The sequence below is a fragment of the Pseudomonas sp. P97.38 genome, assembly GCF_001269745.1.
In the GTDB taxonomy this organism is placed as follows: domain Bacteria; phylum Pseudomonadota; class Gammaproteobacteria; order Pseudomonadales; family Pseudomonadaceae; genus Aquipseudomonas; species Aquipseudomonas chlororaphis_E.
Genome location: NZ_LHVJ01000011.1, coordinates 136850 through 156292, shown reverse-complemented (window position 1 = coordinate 156292; position 19443 = coordinate 136850). Strand labels below are relative to the sequence as shown.

Annotated in this window: 14 protein-coding genes; 3 read left to right on the top strand and 11 right to left on the bottom strand. The window is 65.0% G+C overall.

Annotated features, from left to right (window positions below):
* Nucleotides 1–4 precede the first annotated feature (4 nt).
* From AD664_RS06295 to AD664_RS06245, 11 genes are all read right to left on the bottom strand, one after another.
* Nucleotides 5–727: an amino acid ABC transporter ATP-binding protein gene (locus tag AD664_RS06295; RefSeq protein WP_047737885.1), complete on the bottom strand. Its 723-nt coding sequence runs from the start codon at nucleotides 725–727 to the stop codon at nucleotides 5–7.
* The gene (locus AD664_RS06290; RefSeq protein WP_053145225.1) at nucleotides 720–1370 is read right to left on the bottom strand and encodes an amino acid ABC transporter permease; all 651 of its coding nucleotides are present in this window, start codon (nucleotides 1368–1370) and stop codon (nucleotides 720–722) included. Before AD664_RS06290 ends, AD664_RS06295 begins: the two co-directional genes overlap by 8 nt.
* A gap of 9 nt (nucleotides 1371–1379) precedes the next feature.
* The gene (locus AD664_RS06285; protein WP_053145223.1) at nucleotides 1380–2045 is read right to left on the bottom strand and encodes an amino acid ABC transporter permease; all 666 of its coding nucleotides are present in this window, start codon (nucleotides 2043–2045) and stop codon (nucleotides 1380–1382) included.
* Nucleotides 2038–3816: an aconitase X gene (locus AD664_RS06280; RefSeq protein WP_053145221.1), complete on the bottom strand. Its 1779-nt coding sequence runs from the start codon at nucleotides 3814–3816 to the stop codon at nucleotides 2038–2040. The genes AD664_RS06285 and AD664_RS06280 overlap by 8 nt, the downstream gene beginning before the upstream one ends.
* A gap of 10 nt (nucleotides 3817–3826) precedes the next feature.
* Nucleotides 3827–4645, bottom strand: a complete 819-nt coding sequence (locus AD664_RS06275) for a transporter substrate-binding domain-containing protein (RefSeq protein ID WP_047737892.1) — start codon at nucleotides 4643–4645, stop codon at nucleotides 3827–3829.
* Nucleotides 4646–4879: 234 nt separating this feature from the next.
* Nucleotides 4880–5629, bottom strand: coding sequence for an AraC family transcriptional regulator (locus AD664_RS06270; protein ID WP_053145219.1), 750 nt, complete (start codon nucleotides 5627–5629; stop codon nucleotides 4880–4882).
* Nucleotides 5630–5843: 214 nt separating this feature from the next.
* The gene (locus AD664_RS06265; protein WP_053145217.1) at nucleotides 5844–7100 is read right to left on the bottom strand and encodes an FAD/NAD(P)-binding oxidoreductase; all 1257 of its coding nucleotides are present in this window, start codon (nucleotides 7098–7100) and stop codon (nucleotides 5844–5846) included.
* Nucleotides 7097–7333, bottom strand: a complete 237-nt coding sequence (locus AD664_RS06260) for a 2Fe-2S iron-sulfur cluster-binding protein (RefSeq protein ID WP_053145216.1) — start codon at nucleotides 7331–7333, stop codon at nucleotides 7097–7099. Before AD664_RS06260 ends, AD664_RS06265 begins: the two co-directional genes overlap by 4 nt.
* A 46-nt stretch (nucleotides 7334–7379) precedes the next feature.
* Nucleotides 7380–8495 (bottom strand): FAD-binding oxidoreductase, encoded by a 1116-nt coding sequence (locus AD664_RS06255; RefSeq protein ID WP_053145214.1) that lies wholly within the window; start codon nucleotides 8493–8495, stop codon nucleotides 7380–7382.
* The gene (locus AD664_RS06250) at nucleotides 8492–9424 is read right to left on the bottom strand and encodes a 4-hydroxyproline epimerase (RefSeq protein WP_053145211.1); all 933 of its coding nucleotides are present in this window, start codon (nucleotides 9422–9424) and stop codon (nucleotides 8492–8494) included. The genes AD664_RS06255 and AD664_RS06250 overlap by 4 nt, the downstream gene beginning before the upstream one ends.
* A gap of 655 nt (nucleotides 9425–10079) precedes the next feature.
* Nucleotides 10080–15692, bottom strand: coding sequence for a putative Ig domain-containing protein (locus AD664_RS06245; RefSeq protein ID WP_053145209.1), 5613 nt, complete (start codon nucleotides 15690–15692; stop codon nucleotides 10080–10082).
* Nucleotides 15693–16109: 417 nt separating this feature from the next.
* Between AD664_RS06245 and AD664_RS06240 the strand changes: the two genes are divergently transcribed.
* The 3 genes from AD664_RS06240 (at nucleotide 16110) to hemN (ending at nucleotide 19407) form a co-directional block, all read left to right on the top strand.
* The gene (locus tag AD664_RS06240) at nucleotides 16110–16553 is read left to right on the top strand and encodes a CopD family copper resistance protein (RefSeq protein WP_053145207.1); all 444 of its coding nucleotides are present in this window, start codon (nucleotides 16110–16112) and stop codon (nucleotides 16551–16553) included.
* A gap of 95 nt (nucleotides 16554–16648) precedes the next feature.
* A complete protein-coding gene (locus tag AD664_RS06235; RefSeq protein WP_053145205.1) occupies nucleotides 16649–18022 on the top strand; it encodes a coproporphyrinogen III oxidase in 1374 nt (457 codons plus the stop codon).
* Nucleotides 18019–19407 (top strand): oxygen-independent coproporphyrinogen III oxidase, encoded by a 1389-nt coding sequence (gene hemN / locus AD664_RS06230; RefSeq protein ID WP_053145203.1) that lies wholly within the window; start codon nucleotides 18019–18021, stop codon nucleotides 19405–19407. Before AD664_RS06235 ends, hemN begins: the two co-directional genes overlap by 4 nt.
* Nucleotides 19408–19443 lie beyond the last annotated feature (36 nt).

The window sequence follows — 19443 nt, the reverse complement described above, 5'->3', positions numbered from 1 at the left end:
TCAGCTACTTCACCGACCGGAGAAACGCCGCCGTCTCCGGCTGCATCGGGTTACCGATCACCTGGTCCGGCGGGCCGATCTCGTGGACCCGGCCGTTGCAAAAGAACGCCACGCGGTCGGACACGTCCCGGGCGAAGCGGATCTCGTGGGTCACCAGCACCATGGTCATGCCGTCCTCGGCGAGCAGGCGCATGGTGTCCAGCACTTCGCCCACCAGTTGCGGGTCGAGGGCCGAGGTGGCTTCGTCGAAGAGCATGTAGTGCGGTGACATCGCCAGGGCCCGGGCGATGGCCATGCGCTGTTGCTGGCCGCCGGACAGTTTGCTCGGGAACGCCTTGAGCTTGTCCCCCAGGCCCACGTGCTCCAGCTGTTTCACCGCCAGGGCCTCGGCGTCCTGCCTGCTCTTGCCCAGGACCTTGCGCGGGGCCAGCATCACGTTCTCCAACACGGTCAGGTGGGGGAAGGCGTTCCATTGCTGGAAGACGATGCCGATCTTCTGCCGCAAGTGATTGAGGTCGGTGGCGCGGTCATGGACCTCGACTCCGTCCACGCGGATGCTGCCTTTCTGGATCGGCTCCAGGCCGTTGATGCACATCAGCAGCGTCGACTTGCCGGAACCCGAGCCGCCGATGATCGACACCACTTCACCCTTGTCCACGGTGAGGCTCACGCCCTTGACGACTTCCAGGTCGCCAAAGGATTTGTGCACGTTTTCAATCTCAATCATTTTCCTGCCACCTTCTTTCCAGGCGTGCGCCGAGGCGGGCGACCACCAGGCTCATGACGTAGTAAATGAGGCCCGCGATGCACAGCACCAACAGGGGTTCTTGAATGCGTGTGACGATGGTTTGCGAGGCGCGCAGCAGTTCGACGATGCCGATCCACATCACCAGGGCGGTGTCTTTCATCACCCCCAGCACCAGGTTCAGCCAGCCGGGAAACGCCACGCGCGTGGCAATCGGCAGGACGATGAAGCGCAGGTCCTGCAGGTAGCTCAGGCCCAGGGAACGACTGGCCCTCCGCGTGCTCAGGGGCACCGCGAGCACGCCGCCGCGCACGATCTCGGTGAAATAGGCCGCGGCGTAGACCCCCAGCACCATGCAGCCGACCGCAAAGGCGCTGAGGTCCAGGCCGACGATGCTCTTGAGCGAGTTGAACAGCACGAACTGGATCAGCAACGGCACACTGCGAAACACGTCCAGTACCCAGGCCAGCGGCAGGCTGGCACGGGGCAGCAAGGCTCGCAGCAGGCCGAACACCAGACCGGCGAGCGTGCCCAGCAGGATCGACCACGTGGTCAACTGCAGCGTGACCCAGGCGCCTTCGAGCAGGAACAGCAGGTCGTTGACGGTGAGGCTGGTGGCAAGCATGACGAGCCCTCAATAACGGAACAGGCGCCAGGACAGCAGCCGGGCGAGGCCGACGATCAGCTTGGCGATCAGGTAATACAGCACGGCCGCGAGGGCGAAGTATTCGAAGGTGCGGAACGTCTTGACGTTGTATTCCTGGGTGACGCCAGTCAGGTCGTTGTTCAGCCCGACCACCACGCCAAGGGAGGTCATCAGCACGGCCCAGACCATCTGGTTGGTCAGCGGGTAGAACACGATGCGCAGCAATTGCGGAACGATGATCATCCGGTAGGCCTGGAAGGCGCTCATGCCCAGGGAACGGGCCGCGCGCATCTGCGTGCCGGGCACGGCCTTGAGGCCACCGCGAAAGTTCTCCGCCAGGTAGCCGGCATTGTTGAAGGTAATCCCGGCCAGCAAGGCCAGCCACGAACTGACGTGCAGCCCGAGGGAGCCGAGGCCGAAGTAGAGAATGTAGATCTGGAACAGCGAGGGCGTGTTGCGGGCGATGGACACCCAACCGTTGCCCACGCCCCGTAGCAGCGGATTATGTGCCTGGCGCATCACGGTCAGGACCAGGGCGATCAACACCCCGAAGATCATCGACAGCGCCGCGGTCTCGAACGTTACCCAGGCCCCGGCGAGCATGTCGGGCAGGGCCCGCAAGGCCGGTCGCCACTGGAAGCTGTAGTCAAACATCGGTGGGGCTCTCCGTGCGAACGATGGGGTGCAGCCAGGCTGGCGGCTGGCCAGAGGCGCTGGCGGCGCACGCCGCCTCGACGCACTGCGCCAGGCCGGCGAAGTGCACCCCGCGTCCGACCAGGCCGGGGGCGTAATGGGCGTACTTGCCGGAGTTGGTCATCAGGGTAGTGGCGTGGGCGGGGATCAGCGGTTCGCCGACCATGCACCAGCAGGTGTCGGTCACCAGCACCGCGCCGAACGCCTCGATGGCGGCCAGGTGCCCGGCGTTGCGGGCCTGCTCCAGCACCGCCCGGCCACAGGTGATGGCCAGGACCACATCCGGGTGCTTGACCCGGCCGGCGCAGAGGCTCGCCAGCGCCGCGAACTCGCTGAGGGAGAAGTGCGGATTGCCCAGGGACACCACGTCCACCCGCGTGTCCCGGGCGCTATTGAGCTCGCGCCAACTGGCCAGCAGGCCAGCTGTATCGACCGTCTCCACCGGCAACGGCACACCCGGCGCCAGCACATCGTTCGGTTCGAGGGCTTCCGGTGTGACCCCGGCGATGTGGAACAACGGTGCGGCGCTGGTGGTGGCGAATGCCGCGCCGAAGGCTTTCAGGTCGTCCAGGTTGGGCGCGGCTTGTTCCAAGCCGCGGATCAACGGAATGCGCCGGCCCGCCAGGGCACCGATGTGGTAGCCCAGCAGCGGGTAGAAACTGTCATCCATGTGCGCCGGCTGTGGCACGTCGACAAGCAACCCGGCCAGGCGCTGGTCGTCGAGATGGCAACCGCTCGACGGAGCGCGTCCACACAGGGCGATGCAGATGTCGAGAAAATCCGGGTATTTCTGGGTTCGCGCGCCCAGCACACTGTTGGCGTAGACCACCGCGTTGGACTCGGCCCAGACGATCTGCTCGCCAGCCTTGGGGGCCGTGTCCAGCAGGTAGGGCGCGCAGGTAAAGCTCAACTGCGCGCCCATCGCCATGTAGGCATCGCCCAAGGCGCTGGCGGGTTCGCCGAGCGCCGGGTCGACGCCCAGTTCCCGCCAGCGGCGCTGGTCCACGGAAATCGAATTGAGGGTGGTGGGCACGCGCACCCGGGCGCCCCATTGCACCAGTTGTTCGGCAAAGCGCAGGCTGGCCGGGCCGGTGTAGATACAACCGTCGATGTGGGCCTGGGTCACGTCCAGCAAGCGCGTCGCGCCCTGGATCTCGGCCATGCGCAGGACAATCTGCATCGCCACCTGGGCGGCCTTGCCGTGGGCGCCGTCGAGCAGCGCCCGGTCCTGTTCGGTGAGGTCCAGGGACACTGGCGCGGGTGACTGCCACGGCACGTCCGTCGCACGCCAATGATCCTGAGGGCGTCGGCCGGACAAGGTCAGGCGGTTGCCTTCAACGCGCACGAAACCCTGGCCGCGAAGGCGATTGAATGCCTCATGGCCCACGCATACCACCGGCAGAGAACGCTGGAAAATCACCTGCGCCACCAGCACGCCGAGGGTCAGGATCTCATCCGCTTCGGCCAGTACCAGGGCGGCGGGGGCGTGCCCATTGCTGATCAACTCCATCAGCACGCTGCTGCCGGTGCAGGAGCCGCGCCCGCTGGGAATCGCCAGCACGCGCCCGGCCAGGCGCTCGCCGCTCAACGGATGGTGGTGGTCGATGACCTCGCCGCTGGCCGGGTCCACGCCCCCCCAGAAACTCAGGCCGACGTCGGCGAACAGCAGGGCGCCCTGGGCGGCACCCTCCACCAGGCTGCGGCCTTTGACACGCACAGGCGTGCTCGGCATGTCCCGATCCTCAGTAGTAGACCTGGGGAACGGTCAGGTTGGCCGGCGGGATGTCGGTGCCGACCCATTTGACGAACAGTTCCTTGTAGCGACCGGTGCGTACCTGCTGGTTGACGAACAGGTTGAGGTAGTTGAGCAGGCCGTACTCGCTGCGCTTGGCGCCGAGGGACACGTAGTCGATGACATAGGGCGCGTCGCCGGCGATCTTCAGGTTCTTGTATTTACCCGACTTGAGGGTCGCGGCCGCCACGGTGTTGGTCACGACCGTTGCATCGATGTGGCCTTGGGCGACGGCCAGCAACGTGTCGTTCTGCGACTGGTAGGCGCGGAAGCTGCCGCTGCCCCAGTTCTTCTGATCTTTTTCCAGGGCGATGGCTTCGTAGGTGCCGCTGGTGTTGCCGACGGCCTTGCCCTTGAGGTCGGCGAAGGTGTTGATGCCGGTGTTGTCGCGGGTCAGCACCACCATCTGGAAGGCGAAGTAGGGCACCGTCAGGCCGACGGTCTTGGCCCGCTCCAAGGTGTCGGAGGTGGACGCGACGATGACGTCGGCGCGCCCGGAAATGAGCGCCGGGATCCGGTCCGGGAACGGCGTCTCCACCACTTCGGCGTCTACCCCCAGGACTTTCGCCAAATCTTGGCAATAGTCCACGTCGAAGCCTGCCGGTTTGTTGCTCTCGTCGCGAAAACCCATGGGTGGGAAGTCCAGGGTCACTGCGCAACGCAGTTTGCCGGAACCGATGATGTCGTCGAGTTTGTCGGCCTGGGCCGGGGCGATGAACAGGGGAGTGAGGACAACGCTGAGGGCTACGGCCAGTGCAGGGTTCTTCATAAATGCCTCGCTGTCGAATAAATGCGGTGAAATATCGTATTGAGGATTTCGTATACGATATTAAATAAGCAAGCGGCGTGCCCATTTCCCGGTAGGGGGCGGGCACGCGTTGAGAGGAGCGGTCTAGAGGCGTTTGACTGGAAGGGTGGCTGACAAGGAGACGATCAGCGGATGCCCGATGGTGTTACAGATGGGAGCAAACGCGCCGCGCTGTGCCCCGTAAAGGAACAGGACTCAGCGCTGATTTTCCCGGAACTGGCTCGGCGACAGGCTGGTCAGGGCGCGAAACTGACGGCTGAAGGCGCTGTGATCGGTGTAACCGCAACGCAGGGCGATCTCAGTGATCGGCACGTCCTGCTCACGTAACAGCCGCGACGCTTCTTCCAGGCGCGCCTTGTGGATCATCTGCCGGGGAGTGAGTTGGAAGATGCGCTTGCAGTGACGCTCCAACTGGGCCACCGACAACCCGGCGATGGCCGTCAGTTCGGCCAGGCTGATGGGGTGGGCGAAATGACGCTTGATGTGGGCATCCACTGCCACCAGTTTCTGGAAGGCCGGATGGCTGGATTGCGGCAGTTGCAGGTCGCGGGAAATGCCGGCGAGGCCGACGATCCTGCCGTTCGGGTCACGCAAGGCCAGTTTGTGGGTCAGGCACCACACCGGCTGGTTGCCGTAGTACAGGTGCAACTCCAACTGGTCGGCCAGTTCGCGCCCGCTGGCCAGGACCTTGCGATCCTGCTCGGTGTACAGCGGGCCGAAACGCTCGGGGAACACCTGTTCGGCGGTGAGCCCGAGCAGGTCGGCGCTGCGCTTGAAGCCGCAGCGCCGGGCCAGTGTCTGGTTGACGAAGGCGTAGCGGGCCTCGCGGTCCTTGATGAAGAACACCACGTCGGCGAGGGTGTCCAGCAGCGGCGCGATGGCGTGCAGGCTACCCAGCAGGGTTTCCAGCTCGCAGGGGGTGAAGCTGTTGAGCGAGGGGTACATGGTTCAGCGACGCCTTTTTCAGAGCGGGCTTGTGTGTGCCGGGAGTGTCGGATGGAAATGGGGTGCTTGTCACGTAGCCTTCGCGAGCAGGCTGGTCCGGCTGCACTCCAAGCCCTGGAGGAGCGAACTTGCTCGCGAAGACGCTACTCCTGCCTCCCTGGACGCGCTGACCCACCCCATTGGCGATCAAGCTCGCCCGACACGCCGTCGGGTGTCAGGTGGGGGCGTTTTCTCCCAGTGCCAGCAGCGTTTCGATCCGCGCCGGGCTGAACGGTGGGCGAGGCGTGGGCGGTGTCCAGCCAAACAGATGCTCCAGCGCGGCGCCGCATACCCGGCCTTGGCAGGCGCCCATGCCGCAGCGGCTGGCCAGTTTCGCTTCGCGCCAGTTTTCGTGGCCGAGCAGGTCAGCGTAGGGGACATCTTCGCAGCGACAGACCAGGGTGTCGGGGCGAGCCAGGGTCTTGAGTCGGGCATCGAGGGCGAAAGCGCGGTTCAATGCTCGGGCGAACGCCTGCCAGCGTGCCCGACTCGGCCAGAGTCGCTGGGCCGCGGCGCTGTTGCCAACCGCCGCAAAACCGGCGATGGCGCCTTCCACCTGCGCCAGCTCGCTGCCGCCGAACCCGGTGCATTCACCGGCGGCGTAATGCCCGGGCCGGGTGGTGGCTTGCCAGGCGTCGACCGCCAGGGCCTGGTCTTGCACACCGCAGCCCAAGGCCTGGCCGAGCTGGACATTGGGAACAAGGCCGAAGCCACAGGCCAACCGATCGCAGGCCAGTTCCACGGTCTTGCCCTGCTGGAACAGGCGCACGCCTTCGAGGCGGTCCCGACCCAGGGCTTGCAGCACATGACTGCCGGTGCGGTAGTGGGCATCGAGCAGGCTGAACGACTGCAGCCACTTGTTCGGCCAGCGCGGCAATTGCGCGGCGAAACCCAGCACGCGGGCGCGGCTGGCCTGTTCGGCAATGCGCAGCACCTGCGCGCCCTGATGTTTCGCCGTGGCGGCACTGGCCAGCAGCAACGGACCGCTGCCGGCGATCACCAGGCGTTCGCCACGCACCGGCAGGCCGCCCTTGATCAATGCCTGCAATCCTCCGGCACCCGTCACGCCGGGGAGTGTCCAGCCGGGGAAGGGCAGCAGCAGTTCACGAGCGCCGGTGCAGAGGATCAGGCGGTCATAGCTGATGGACCAGCCGCGTTCGGCATCTTCCACCAGCAGGGTCTTGTCGGCGGCGCAGGCGATCACCCGAGTGCCGGGGTAGCACTGCACGTTGTCACAGGCTTGCAGTTGCTCGCGCAGGCGCCGCGCCTCGGTGGGCAGGTTGGCCTGGGGGCCGTCGCGCCAGATCTGCCCGCCGGGCAGCGGGTTGTCGTCCAGTACCACGATGCGCATGCCGCTGCTGGCCGCCGCCAGCGCCGCGCTCATGCCGGCGGGGCCGGCACCGATGATCAGCAGGTCGGTGAGCTCGTTCATGGGCGGGTCCGCACGTGCATGCCATCGCGGCACACGGTCTGGCACGCCAGGCGCTGCCGGCCGTCGATCATCACCCGGCATTCCTGGCAGATGCCCATGCCGCACAGCGGCGCGCGTCGCTGGCCACTGACCGAGGTGCGGCTGCAACCGTCGGAGCCCAACGCGAGCGCCGCCGCGACGCTGGTGCCGTTGGCGACCGAGAGTGGGTGGCCGTCGAGGAGGAGTTCAGGCATGGGGCTGAGACCTTCAGTTGAATGGATTCTGAGGTACCCGTGTGCTTCAGACATGGGTAGGCTCGCCGAGGAATCGCTGTGGCAAGTAGGCCTGCGGGGCCAGGGGCGAGGTTTCGTTGAACAGCTGTGCCACCAGCAGGTCGGCGGTGGCAGGCGCCGTCGTTACGCCCAACCCTTCGTGCCCGACCGCCAGCCACAGGCCCTTGCGTTGCGGATGTTGGCCCACCAGTGGCAGGCCATCGGGGCTGGCAGCGCGAAAGCCGGTCCAGGCGCGGATGCCGTTGAGCTGGGCCAGCCCTGGCAGGTAGTCGGTGGCGCGCTTGAGCATCTTCGCCAGCATCCAGCCTTCGACCTGTGGGTCGACGGTGCCGAACTGCCGGGAGGCGCCGATGAACAGTTGGCCGGTGGGCCGGGGCTGGATGTTGCACGCCACCGAGGGGCCGCTGGCCGTGTGGGCGCTGGTGACGTAGCCCAGTTCCACCAGCGTGTGGGACACGCGGCTGGGGCAGCGGTCGGTGATCAGCAGGTGGCCTTTCTTCGGCTCGATGGGCAGTTCCGGGCACAGTTGCGTGGCCTGGATGCCGTTGGCGAGGACCACCGCTTCGGCGCTCAACCAGCGTCCGTCGGCGAGGCGCACGCGGTGGCCATCGACTTCGCTGACCTGGGCGCGCTGCTGGCGAATGTGGGCGGTTTCGAGCATCCAGCGCGCGGCCGCCGGCGCATACAGGATCCCGTCACCCTTGATCAGCAACCCGCCTTCCAGGCCTTCGCGCAATTCAGGTTCGCGCTGGCGCAGTGCAGTGCGGCCGATCAACTCGCACGCCTCGCCGTGGGCCAGCAGGTTGAGGTACTTGCCGTCGGCCACCGCCATTTCCTCGGCATTGGCCGCCAGCCACAGGGTGCCGTTGTTGCGCCAGGCGCAGGCAGCGGGCAGGGCGGGGGCCAGTTCGCGCCAACGTCGCAGGGAGTATTGACTGAGGGCCAGTTCCGCCGGGTTGTCATCGAGCACCAGCAGGTGGCCCATGCCTGCCGCCGTGGCGCCATGCCAGCCGGCGTCCAGCACCAGCACCTGCAAGCCACGCTGGGCCAATGAGCGCGCGCAGGCGGCGCCGATGATGCCGGCGCCGATGACGATCACGTCGGCGACCGGGTGTTCGCTCACGGACGGATGCCCCAGGCGAACGGGTCGTCCGGCTCGATGATCAGCGTGCTTTCGGCGCTGATATGCGCCCGGCCGCGAATGGTCGGCACGATGCGCTCGCCGGCGGGCTCATAAGACCCTTCGAACTCGCTGCCGATCACGCTGGCCTGGCGCCAGAGCTGGCCCGGTTGCAGTTTTCCGTCCGCCGCCAGGCACGCCAGCTTGGCGCTGGTACCGGTGCCGCACGGGGAGCGGTCATAGGCCTTGCCGGGGCAGAGCACGAAGTTGCGGCTGTCGGCGCGAGGGTCGTCGGCGAACAGTTCGATGTGATCGATCAGGCCGCCGTCTTCGCCTCGAAAACCTTGCTGGTCCAGGGCCTGCTGGACGGCATAGGTGTAGGCGGTCAACCCGTCGAGGTTGTCGCTGGCCACTCGCTGGCCGTGGTCGGCCATCAGGAAGAACCAGTTGCCGCCCCACGCCACGTCACCCACCACCGGGCCGATGCCGGGCACTTCCAGGCGCAGCGCTTTGCGGTAGCGGTAGGCCGGTACGTTGCGCACGCTGACCGAGCGATCTTCATGCAACGTGGCCTGGACGGTGCCCACTGGGGTCTCGATGCTGTGCACGCCGGGGCCGATCCTGCCCAGGTGCGCCAGCGACGCCACCAGGCCGATGGTGCCGTGGCCGCACATGCCCAGGTAGCCGCTGTTGTTGAAGAAGATCACCCCGGCACAGGCGTCCGGGTCCACCGGTTCACACAACAACGCCCCCACCAGCACATCGCTGCCGCGCGGCTCCAGCACACAGGCGCTGCGCCAGGCATCGTGCTGCTCGGCCAGGCGCTGCCTGCGCTCGGCCATGCTGCCCCGGCCCAGGTCGGGAAAACCGCCGGTGACCAGGCGCGTTGGCTCGCCGCCGGTGTGGGAGTCGATCACAGTTATGCGTTTCATGAGGGCCGCGTCCGTTCAAGGGGTTGAACACAAGCGTGGCCTGCGGGAGTGGGTGTCGGCTTGATGGATTTATTCATGGGCGATGACGAAATCGGCACAGCACGTACAGCATCGGAGGGAGCGGGCTTGCCCGCGAAAGCGGTGTGTCTGTCATGAAGGTGTTGAATGTGCCGCCGTCTTCGCGGGCAAGCCCGCTCCCACAGGTCTTGCGGGTGCATGCAAAGGCTGCGTACGCCCCAAATCCCATGTGGGAGTGAGCTTGCCCGCGAAAGCGGTGTGTCTGTCATGCTGGTGTTGAATGTGCCGCCGTCTTCGCGGGCAAGCCCGCTCCCACAGGTCTTGCGGGTGCAAAGGCTGCGTACGCCCCAAATCCCTTGTGGGAGCGGGCTTGCTCGCGAAAGCGGTGTGTCTGTCATGAAGGTGTTGGATGTGCCGCCGTCTTCGCGGGCAAGCCCGCTCCCACAGGATTAGGCGGTGTATGCAAAGGCTGCGAATACCCCAAATCCCGTGTGGGAGCGGGCTTGCTCGCTAAAGCGGGGTGTCGGTGATGGGGAGGTTGGATGGGTTGGCGTTTTCGCGAGCAAGAGGGTAGTGGGTTGTCAGGGGGCATTGCCTGGCCGCTGTGGGAGCTGGGCTCCCACAGGGTTGGGTTCACTCAGGCGGTGAAGTCGCTGGCGTGCAGTTCCTTGACGCCGACCAGTTCAAACTCGAACTCGGGAGTGGCGTCGGCGTTGGTGCTGCCGGAGAGGATGCCGTCGGCAAAGCGCAGTTGGCCGGTGGCGTTGGTGGGGTCGAAGGCGTTGCTGCCGATGAAGGTGAAGGCGTCGATCGTCGCCGTCAGCGGGTTGGCGTCCAGGCCGGTGAGGTCCAGGTGATCGCCCTCGGCCGTCTTGAAGCCGTTGATCACATCGCGCAGTGCCCCGACGCCCATGTCCGACAGCGCGGCGAAGACGTACGTGTCTGCGCCGGTGCCGCCGGTGAGGGTGTCGGTGCCGGCGCCGCCGATCAGCCGATCGTCGCCTGAACCGCCCACCAGGGTATCGTTGCCGGCACCGCCGTTGAGGATGTTCCCGGCGCTGTTGCCCGACAGCGTATCGGCGTAGGCACTGCCCGTCAGGTTCTCGATGAACTTCAGGGTGTCGAGCCCGGAGCCCTGTGTGTCCTGTTGCGCGGAGGTCGAGAGGTTGACCGTCACGCCGGCCTGGGCGCGCTCGTACGACACCGTGTCATTGCCGTCGCGCCCGTCCAGCACGTTGTTGCCGGCACCGGCGAACAGCGTGTTGTCCAAAGCGTTGCCGGTAGCGTTGGCGGCTGCCGCGCTGTCGATGTAGAGGTTCTCGACGTTGTTGCCCAGGGTGTAGCTCGCCAGGCTGCTGTGCACGCTGTCGACCCCGCCGGACGCGGCACTGTTGGTTTCGATCACGGTGTCGCTGGCGTTGTCGACGTAGTAGGTGTCGTTGCCGTCGCCACCGCTCATGCTGTCGGCCCCGGCCGCGCCGTCGAGCACGTTATGGGCGGCGTTGCCGGTGATGAAGTTGCGCCGCTCGTTGCCCGTGCCGTCGATGTCCGAGACGCCGGTGAGCACCAGGTTTTCGAGGTTGGCGCCCAGGGTCCAGCTGACCGAGGCCTTCACCGTGTCGATCTGCGAGGCCGAGGTGTTGGTTTCGATCACGCTGTCGAACGCGTTGTCGACCACGTAGATGTCGTTGCCATCCCCGCCGGTGAGGGTGTCGGCGCCCAGGTCTCCGTCCAGGGTGTCGTTGCCCGAGCTGCCCACCAGGGTATCGGCCTGGTCGGTCCCGGAGATCATCCCGCCTTCGTTCTGCGCGCCGTCGAAGATGGCCTGCACGCTGTTGTTGTCGTTGGGGTTGCCGTGGAAACCCAGGTCATCGGCGATGTAGTCGGCCAGGCGCTGGCCGACGATTTCCGCCGACTCCTCGTGCAAGTGCCAGACGTCATCGGGGTACACCAGCGGATCGACTTCATAACGCAAGGGCAGGTCGGTGTAGTCCACCGCCAGCTTGACGTCGGCGCGTTCGGTGGCGATGGCTTCCTGGACGGCGCGCACGTAGCCGACCCCGTCGACGATGGACGCGATCTTGTCTTCCGAATAGCCACGGGCCCGGGCCGCGTCCTGCTCGTAGTGACCGGTCTCCATCAGGTACACGTTGAAGTTGCCCAATTGCGCGTGCAGGTAGTCGAACACCTTCAAGGTCGCGGCCTTGTACGCTGCTGCCGCCGCTGTCTTGTCCGTGGCACGGGCGATTTCCTGGGCGGCTTCCTCGCCTTGGCCCCAGATAATGCCCATGGTGACGTTGTCGATCGATTGCAGTTCGCTGAGCTGGTCGCGTAGCAAGGTGACCGCACGCAACAGCGCAGGACCGGGCTGGTTGGTGTCGGTCAGCCACCAGCACAGCTTCAGTTCCTCGGCGCCGAGGGTCGAGAGGCCGTTGACCGTGCTGCCGCCGACCGCAATGTCGATCCCGTTGCCATCGGCATCGGTGAACTGGCTGCGCACGTCGTAGGAGGTGTAGTGGTCCAGGTCCTTGACCAGCATCGAAGTGCCGGACTGGTCGTCGTCCTCGGTCATGCGCAGCAGGCGCGCGTTGGACTGGCCGAGGGTCGGCAGGTACAGGATGTCTTGCTGGGCGCGTTCGCCGAAGACGAAATCACTGGCGGTCAGGGTGTTGAGGTAGTTGCCGTTGAGGGCGATTTCGAAGCGATTGCCATCGGCGTCGGCCTCGGCGGACTTGACGTAGGTCTTGTCGCCGGCCTCGTTCAGGGTCATGTACAGCGTGCCGTTGCTGCCATCGCCCAGGCCGAGGAAACCCAGGCTCGACACGTCGATCTTGTCGACCCCGACGGTGAAGTCATAGATCGTGTCGGTGGCCGTGACACCGCCGCTGTCGTAGTCGCGGTAGCTGTCGAGCACATTGGTGTAGCGGAACGTATCGGCCCCGTCGCCGCCGTACAGCGAGTCGCGTCCGGCACCGCCATCGACGATGTCGGCGCCGGTGCCGGCCTTGATCGTGTCGTTGCCGCCCAGGCCGAGGATCAGGTCGGCCGCCGCCGTGCCGTTGAGGGTTTCGGCGTTGTTGGTGCCGGTGATGGTGCTGGCCGGTGCATCGGCCACGGCGAGGGCAAAGCTGTCGCTGACCGAAGCCCCGGACGGATCGGTGGCCTTGACCAGGACGTTGTAGGTGCCGGACGCGGTGTTGGTCGGCGTGCCGGTGAAGCTCAGGCTGCTGGCATTGAAATGCAGCCAGGTGGGCAGGGCGCTGCCGTCGGCCAGGGTCGCGGTGTAGGTCAGCAGGTCCTGGTTGGCGTCGGTGAAGCTGTCGTGGGCCACGGTGTAGCTGAACGGCGAGTTCTCTGTGGCGTTCTGGTCGAGCAGCGCGATGGTGACCACCGGCGCCACGTTGCTGGGGGTGTTCTGGTCGGCGAAGACAAAGTGACTGGCCGTCAGGCTGCTCACCAGGTTGCCCGCCAACGACACCTCGAAGCGGTTTCCGTTGGCGTCGACGGTGAGGTCCTTGAGGTAGGTGCGGTTGGTCGAGGCGCTGTAGGTCACTTGCAGCGTGCCGTTCAGACCGTTGCCCAAGCCGGTGTAGCCAAGCGCCGAGACGTCGATCTTGTCGGCCGCCACATCGAAGTCGAGGATCTGGTCGCTGGCGCTGGTAGAGCCGGTGCGGTAGCTGTCGAGCTTGGAGGTGTAGCGGAACACATCGGCCCCGGCGCCGCCGGTGAGTTTGTCGACGCCGGTGCCGCCCACCAGGATGTCGTTGCCGGCACCGCCGTTGAGGGTGTCGTTACCGGCGCCGCCGAACAGTTGCTCGTTGGCCGCGGTACCCGTCAGGGTGTCGTTGTTGGGTGTGCCGTTGATCACCGTGGGGGCGGCGGGTACGTCCTGGACGGCGAGGGTGAACGTGTCGCTGATCGCCGCGTTGCTGCCATCGGTCGCGGTGACCTGGATGGCGTAGGTACCGGACGCCGTGTCGCTGGGAGTGCCGCTGAATGTCCGGGTGACGGCGTCGAAGGTCAGCCAATTGGGCAGGGCGCTGCCATCGGCCAGCTTGGCGGTGTAGCTCAGGCTGTCGTTGTCCGGGTCGGTGAAGCTGGTGGCCGGCACCACGTAGCTGAACGCGGTGTTTTCGGTGGCGCTCTGATCCAGCAGCGGCGTGGCCAGCACTGGAGCCTGGTTGGTCGGCGACGTGCTGGCAAAGACAAAGTTGGCGCTGGTCAGCGTGTTGAGGTAATTGCCGTCCAGTGCCACTTCGAAACGGTTGCCGTCGGCATCGGCCGTCAAAGACTTGATGTAGGTCTTGGTGCCGGCACTGTTGAGCACCAGGTACACGGTGTTGTTCTTGCCATCGCCCAGGCCGGTGAACCCCAGGGCGGACAGGTCGATCTTGTCGGCCGCCACGTTGAAGTCGGTGATCAGGTCGCCCAGGTTGGCCCCGCCGGTGTTGTAGTTGCGGTAGCTGTCCAGGCGATTGGAGAACACGAAGGTGTCGGCCCCGGCCCCGCCGGTGAGGGTGTCCATGCCGGCGCCGCCGTCGAGCTTGTCATCACCCGCGCCGCCGCTGAGGCTGTCGTTGCCGGCCAGGCCGAGCAGCGTGTCGGCTGACTCGCTGCCCAACAACGAGTCGCTGCCGCTGGTGCCGGTGACGACTCGGTTGAAGATGAAATTGCTGGCGGTCAGGGTGCTGGCAAGGTTGCCCGACAAGATCAGCTCGAAGCGGTTGCCACTGGCGTCGGCGTCGAAGTCCTTGATGTAGGTGCGGTCGTTGCTGGCGCTGTAGCTGATCTGCAGGGTGCCGCCACGGCCGTTGCCCAGTCCGGTGAAACCAAGGCCGGCGAGGTCGATCTTGTCCTGGGTGACGTCGAAGTCGGTGATGGTGTCGTCGAAACTGGTGGTCGCGTTGCGGTAGCTGTCGGATTGGGCGACGAAGCGGAAGGTGTCGGCGCCGGTGCCGCCGGTGAGCTTGTCGACGCCGGCACCGCCCACCAGGATGTCGCTGCCGGCCGCACCGTTGATGATGTCATTGCCCGCGCCGCCGTAGAAAATCTCGCTGGCGGAGGTGCCCTGCAAGGTGTCGTTGCCCGCCGTGCCTTGTACGGTGGTCATCGGGACCGTGGCGCTGACGTAGCTGCCATCGCCATAGACCAGCGTGGCCCCCTTGCTGGTGTGGCTGATGGTGTTGGCGATGATGGCGTTGCGATCGGTGCCGTCTTCGTTGCGCTCGGCAACGCCGTAGGTCGACTGATTGCTACCGCTGATGAGGTTGCCCTGGATGGTGTTGTCGCTGCCGTTGAAATATTTGCCGGACACGCCCTGGGTGTCGTCGTAGGACTGGATGATGATTTCCGGTACCGGGCTGCCCAGGGAGTTGTTGTTGAGCGTGTTGTCGGTGATCTCGACGTGGTTGCTGCCGTAGATGCGCACCCCGGCGCTGGCATTGTCGTGGATGTCGACGCCGCTGACGCTGACATCGCTCGACAGTTTGACCAGCACGCCTTCGGCGCCATTGCCGTAGACCTCGCCCCCGGTGATGGTGATGTTGCTCGGGGAGGGGATGTTCTCGCTGCCGCGCTGCACCACGATGCCGTTGCCGCCGTTGTTGTAGGCGACGTTGTTGGTCAGGGTGAAGTCATGGGTGCTGGTGACGACGTTGAAGCCGTGGCGGTCGTTGTCGTAGGCGACGTTGTTCTCGAAGGTGCTGTCGCTGAGGAAGTCCGCGACGAAGCCGTCCAGGCCGTTGCCGTGGGACACGCTGTTCTTGATGACCATGTTGACGGTCTGCTCGTGGGGGTCGAAACCATACCCGGAGCAATCCTTGATCTCGACGCTGTCGAGGGTGACGTTGGAGTCGTAGCCTTCCTGGCCTGGAATGTAGCCGTTGAACCAGCCGTCGATCTTGCCGGTGGTGTGGTCGCGGTTACCGTCGATGGTGAGGTTGCTGACGCCGAAGTCGTGGGTTTCCTCGCCATAGGCGGAGCGGATGACCCCGGTGATCTTGGTGTCGGAGCCGTCGGCCACCTTGACGGTGGTCTCGCCCATGCCGTCGCCGTACAGGTAGACATTGCTCTTGAGCATCACGCAGCCGTCGGAAGGTTCCTCGCCGCCGGAGACAATGTAGGTGCCGGTGGGCATGTACACCTGCCCACCCCCGGCGGCGGCCGCCGCATCAATCGCACTTTGTATCGCCGCCGTGTCGTCAGTGATGCCATCTCCTTTGGCGCCAAAATTTTGTACGTTGAAAATCATGAGCTTATCTCCGTATCAGGCTAAAAACCTCGTTAGGAGCCAATATTCCATCGGCGACCACCGAGTTAAGACCCAACGGAGCGCGAAAGTTGTGACCGCGCATCGGGCAAGTGTCAAAAATATGGACTAACTGATCAACGGTCGGAACTCGAAAAACGACGTGTAACGTTTTGTTGACGCTTGGGCGTGATTTTGGGGCGTGGCTGCTGGCCCATTCGCGGGCAAGCCCGCTCCCACAGGGTGATCGGTTGGGAGCACAGATTGAGTGTCTGACCCCAATGCATGTTGGCTGGAAGCGAGCCTGCTCCACTCCCAAAGGGCACCGCAGCGATTGCGGTTTACTTGATTGGCATCAACCACCCCCCACGTCCCACGCGGTAGCCTGCAATAAACCATCGAGCGCATCCGAGGGGCCGCATGAGTTATCCGCTGTTTCTGACCTTGCACCTGTTCGCCGCGCTGGTGTTCATCGGCACGGTGTTTTTCGAAGTGCTGTTTCTCGAAAGCATTCGCAAGCAACTGCCCGTCAAGGTCATGGTGCTGCTGGAGCAGGGCATCAGCCGACGCGCACGGCAGTTGATGCCCTGGGTGTTGCTGGTGCTGTTCGGCGCGGGGGCCGCGATGGTCTGGTTGCGCTACTGGTCGGCGCTGATGTCGCCCTTGCAGTCGTCCTTCGGCTTGCTGCTGGGTTTGAAGATCCTGCTGGCCGGCAGCGTGCTGGGGCATTTTCTCTGGGCGATGTGGCTGTTCCGGCGCGGGCGGATGAATGCCCGCTACGTGCACATCATCCACACCAGCGTGTTCCTGCACATGGTGGCGATCGTGCTGCTGGCCAAGGGCATGTTCTACATCGGCTGGTAGGCGCGGCGCCTTGGTTTCCAGGCGCTTGATACAAGTCAAGGTGGCTGGCCGGGTTACAGCGGACACTGTGCTCGCGCCGCCATTCGGAGATTGCCATGTTCGATTTGTTCAATACCCTCGGTGAGCGACCCTCGGGACGTGCCCCAGTGGTGGCAGATTTCGACTGTCCGGTCGCTACACGAAAATTCCACACCGGCATCGGCTCGCTCGACCTGCTCAGGGGGCTGCGCAACAGCCGCCAGAAACGTCGGCCGCTGTCCCTGGCCGTGCACCTGCCGTCGCGCTTGCGCCTGGCCTCGTGTTCGCCCCTGGCCCACGACTGTCGCTGCGGCGAAATCGACGGCTACCTGCAACGCCTGACGTACGAGATGGGGCTGGTGGGCTGCCATCTGGGCGCAGGGCGACGGGTCGAGGCGTTCTGCCTGACCGGCGGAACTCCGGTCATCGCCCATCTGCAACGGCTGATGGGCGACCTGCGCAAGCGCTTTGACTTTTGCGAGTACGACAGCGGCGACCACAGCATCGAGGTGGACCTGCACCACACGGACTGGTCGACCATGGGCCTGATCCGTGACCAGGGTTTCACCCATGTCAGCATCGGTGTGCCCGACATTGGCGTCGACAGCGAGCTGTCCGTCGACTGCTACCAGAACCCGGCACCGATCCATTCGCTGATCGATGCGGCGCGCACCTTCGGTTTTCGGTCCATCAACATCGACCTCGGTTACGGCCATGCCTGGCAGACGCCGCAAAGCTTTGCGTTGAAGCTGACGACGCTGATCGAGCTGGAGCCGGATCGGCTGCACGTCTTTGACTATGGCCGCGCGCCGTATCGTTATCGCTCGAAAAGCACCGGTGTGGCCGGCGCCTATTGCAGCCCGGCCGACAAGGACGCCATGCGCCGCATCTGTTGCGAGCAACTGATCGGCGCCGGTTATCACTACATCGGCCTGGGTCAGTTCGTGCGGGCCGACGATGACCTGGCGGTGGCCCAGGAGCATGGACGCCTGCATCGCAATTGCCTGGGGTTCACCCGCCATGGCTGTTGCGATCACGTGGGGTTCGGGTTGTCGGCGGTCACGCAGATCGAGCATCTGTACGTGCAGAACACCGACAACCTGTTGCATTACTGCCAGCAGCTGGACGCCGGGCAACTGCCGGTGTATCGCGGTTGGCGCTGTGAGGCGCAGGATCAGGTCAAGGCGACCGTGACCGAGCAACTGGCCTGCGACCTGGAGCTGGATATCCCGGCCATCGAAACACGTTTCGGCCTGGTGTTTCGCGAGTACTTCGCGTCCATCTGGCCGTTGCTGGAGGCGTTGCACGACAAGGGATTGATCGAACTGACCAGCCGTTTTATCGGCATCCTGCCTGCCGGGCGCCTGAATGTGGACGCGATCTGCAATCTGTTCGACCCGGATCCGAATGACGCGGGCCTACACGCCCTGGAAAAGTTGAATCCTTCATGAACGCCGTATCCGGTTTCAATCGTGCCCTGGTGGAAAAATACGACCGCCCGGGGCCGCGCTACACCTCCTATCCGACCGCCCCGCAGTTTCACCAGGCGTTCGCCATGGACGAATACCGCCAGGCCGCCCAGCGCAGCAACCAGGCGCCGCAGCCCAAGGCGTTGTCGGTGTATATCCATATCCCGTTCTGCCAAAGCCTTTGCTATTACTGCGCCTGCCACAAGATCATCACCCGCAAAACCCCTCGCGCGGCCGAGTACCTGACCTACCTCAAGCGTGAAATTGCCCTCCAGGCCGCGCTGTTCGATCGCTCGCGCAAGTTGACCCAATTGCATCTGGGCGGGGGTACGCCGACGTACCTGACCCACGAGCAACTGGCGGACCTGATGGACTGCCTGCACCAATCGTTCGACATGGACGACAGCGATGCCCACGAGTTTTCCATCGAAGTCGACCCTCGCACGATCGATGCCGGGCAGGTCCTGGGCCTGCGGCAGTTGGGCTTCAATCGGCTGAGCTTTGGTGTGCAGGACTTCGACGCCCAGGTGCAGGTCGCGGTCAACCGGGTGCAAAGCGAGGCACAAGTGGCCGAGCTGGTGGAGGCGGCGCGAGCCGCACGCTTCAAGTCGGTCAGCGTCGACCTGATCTATGGCCTGCCGTTGCAGACCACCGCCAGTTTCGACGTGACCTTGAGCAAGATCATCGCCCTGCGTCCCGACCGTATCGCCGCCTATAGCTACGCTCATCTGCCCAGCCGGGTGCGTGCCCAGCGGATGATCCGCCCTGAAGACATGCCTCCGCCCGAGCGCAAGCTGCAATTGCTGGAGTTGACCATCAACCGCTTGACCGAGGCCGGGTATGTCTACATCGGCATGGACCATTTCGCCCTGCCGGACGACGAACTGGTACTCGCCCGCGCCAGGGGTTCGCTGCAGCGCAACTTCCAGGGTTACTCCACCCATGCCGATTGCGACTTGATTGGCCTGGGGGTGTCGTCGATCGGCAAGGTGGGGGATAGCTACAACCAGAACGTCAAGGAACTCTCCCAGTATTACGCGCGCCTGGACCAGGGCATGCTGGCGGTGCAGAGGGGCTACCGACTGAGCGCTGACGACCTTCTGCGGCGCGAGATCATCAGTGAACTGATGTGCCACGGACGCATCGCCTTCGCCCGGATCGAGGCGGCACACGGCATTTGTTTCAACACCTACTTCGCCGAGGCCCTGGCCGCGCTCCAGGAACTGGTCGGCGACGGCTTGCTGGAAATTCACCACGACGCCCTGATACTGCTGCCCCAGGGGCAATTGATGATGCGCAACGTGGCCATGGCGTTCGATGCCTACCTGGGCGCGGATCGAACGGTCCAGTACTCGCGCACGGTGTAATCGCGCGGCACAGACCTGTGGTCAAGCATGAGCGGA

What these genes read in the sequence shown, in the direction of transcription:
- AD664_RS06270 (WP_053145219.1), bottom strand. Translation starts at nt 5,629, where the DNA reads ATGTACCCCTCGCTCAACAGCTTCACCCCCTGCGAGCTGGAAACCCTG.
- AD664_RS06295 (WP_047737885.1), bottom strand. Translation starts at nt 727, where the DNA reads ATGATTGAGATTGAAAACGTGCACAAATCCTTTGGCGACCTGGAAGTC.
- AD664_RS06275 (WP_047737892.1), bottom strand. Translation starts at nt 4,645, where the DNA reads ATGAAGAACCCTGCACTGGCCGTAGCCCTCAGCGTTGTCCTCACTCCC.
- AD664_RS06235 (WP_053145205.1), top strand. Translation starts at nt 16,649, where the DNA reads ATGTTCGATTTGTTCAATACCCTCGGTGAGCGACCCTCGGGACGTGCC.
- AD664_RS06280 (WP_053145221.1), bottom strand. Translation starts at nt 3,816, where the DNA reads ATGCCGAGCACGCCTGTGCGTGTCAAAGGCCGCAGCCTGGTGGAGGGT.
- AD664_RS06290 (WP_053145225.1), bottom strand. Translation starts at nt 1,370, where the DNA reads ATGCTTGCCACCAGCCTCACCGTCAACGACCTGCTGTTCCTGCTCGAA.
- AD664_RS06240 (WP_053145207.1), top strand. Translation starts at nt 16,110, where the DNA reads ATGAGTTATCCGCTGTTTCTGACCTTGCACCTGTTCGCCGCGCTGGTG.
- AD664_RS06250 (WP_053145211.1), bottom strand. Translation starts at nt 9,424, where the DNA reads ATGAAACGCATAACTGTGATCGACTCCCACACCGGCGGCGAGCCAACG.
- AD664_RS06285 (WP_053145223.1), bottom strand. Translation starts at nt 2,045, where the DNA reads ATGTTTGACTACAGCTTCCAGTGGCGACCGGCCTTGCGGGCCCTGCCC.
- hemN (WP_053145203.1), top strand. Translation starts at nt 18,019, where the DNA reads ATGAACGCCGTATCCGGTTTCAATCGTGCCCTGGTGGAAAAATACGAC.
- AD664_RS06265 (WP_053145217.1), bottom strand. Translation starts at nt 7,100, where the DNA reads ATGAACGAGCTCACCGACCTGCTGATCATCGGTGCCGGCCCCGCCGGC.
- AD664_RS06260 (WP_053145216.1), bottom strand. Translation starts at nt 7,333, where the DNA reads ATGCCTGAACTCCTCCTCGACGGCCACCCACTCTCGGTCGCCAACGGC.
- AD664_RS06245 (WP_053145209.1), bottom strand. Translation starts at nt 15,692, where the DNA reads ATGATTTTCAACGTACAAAATTTTGGCGCCAAAGGAGATGGCATCACT.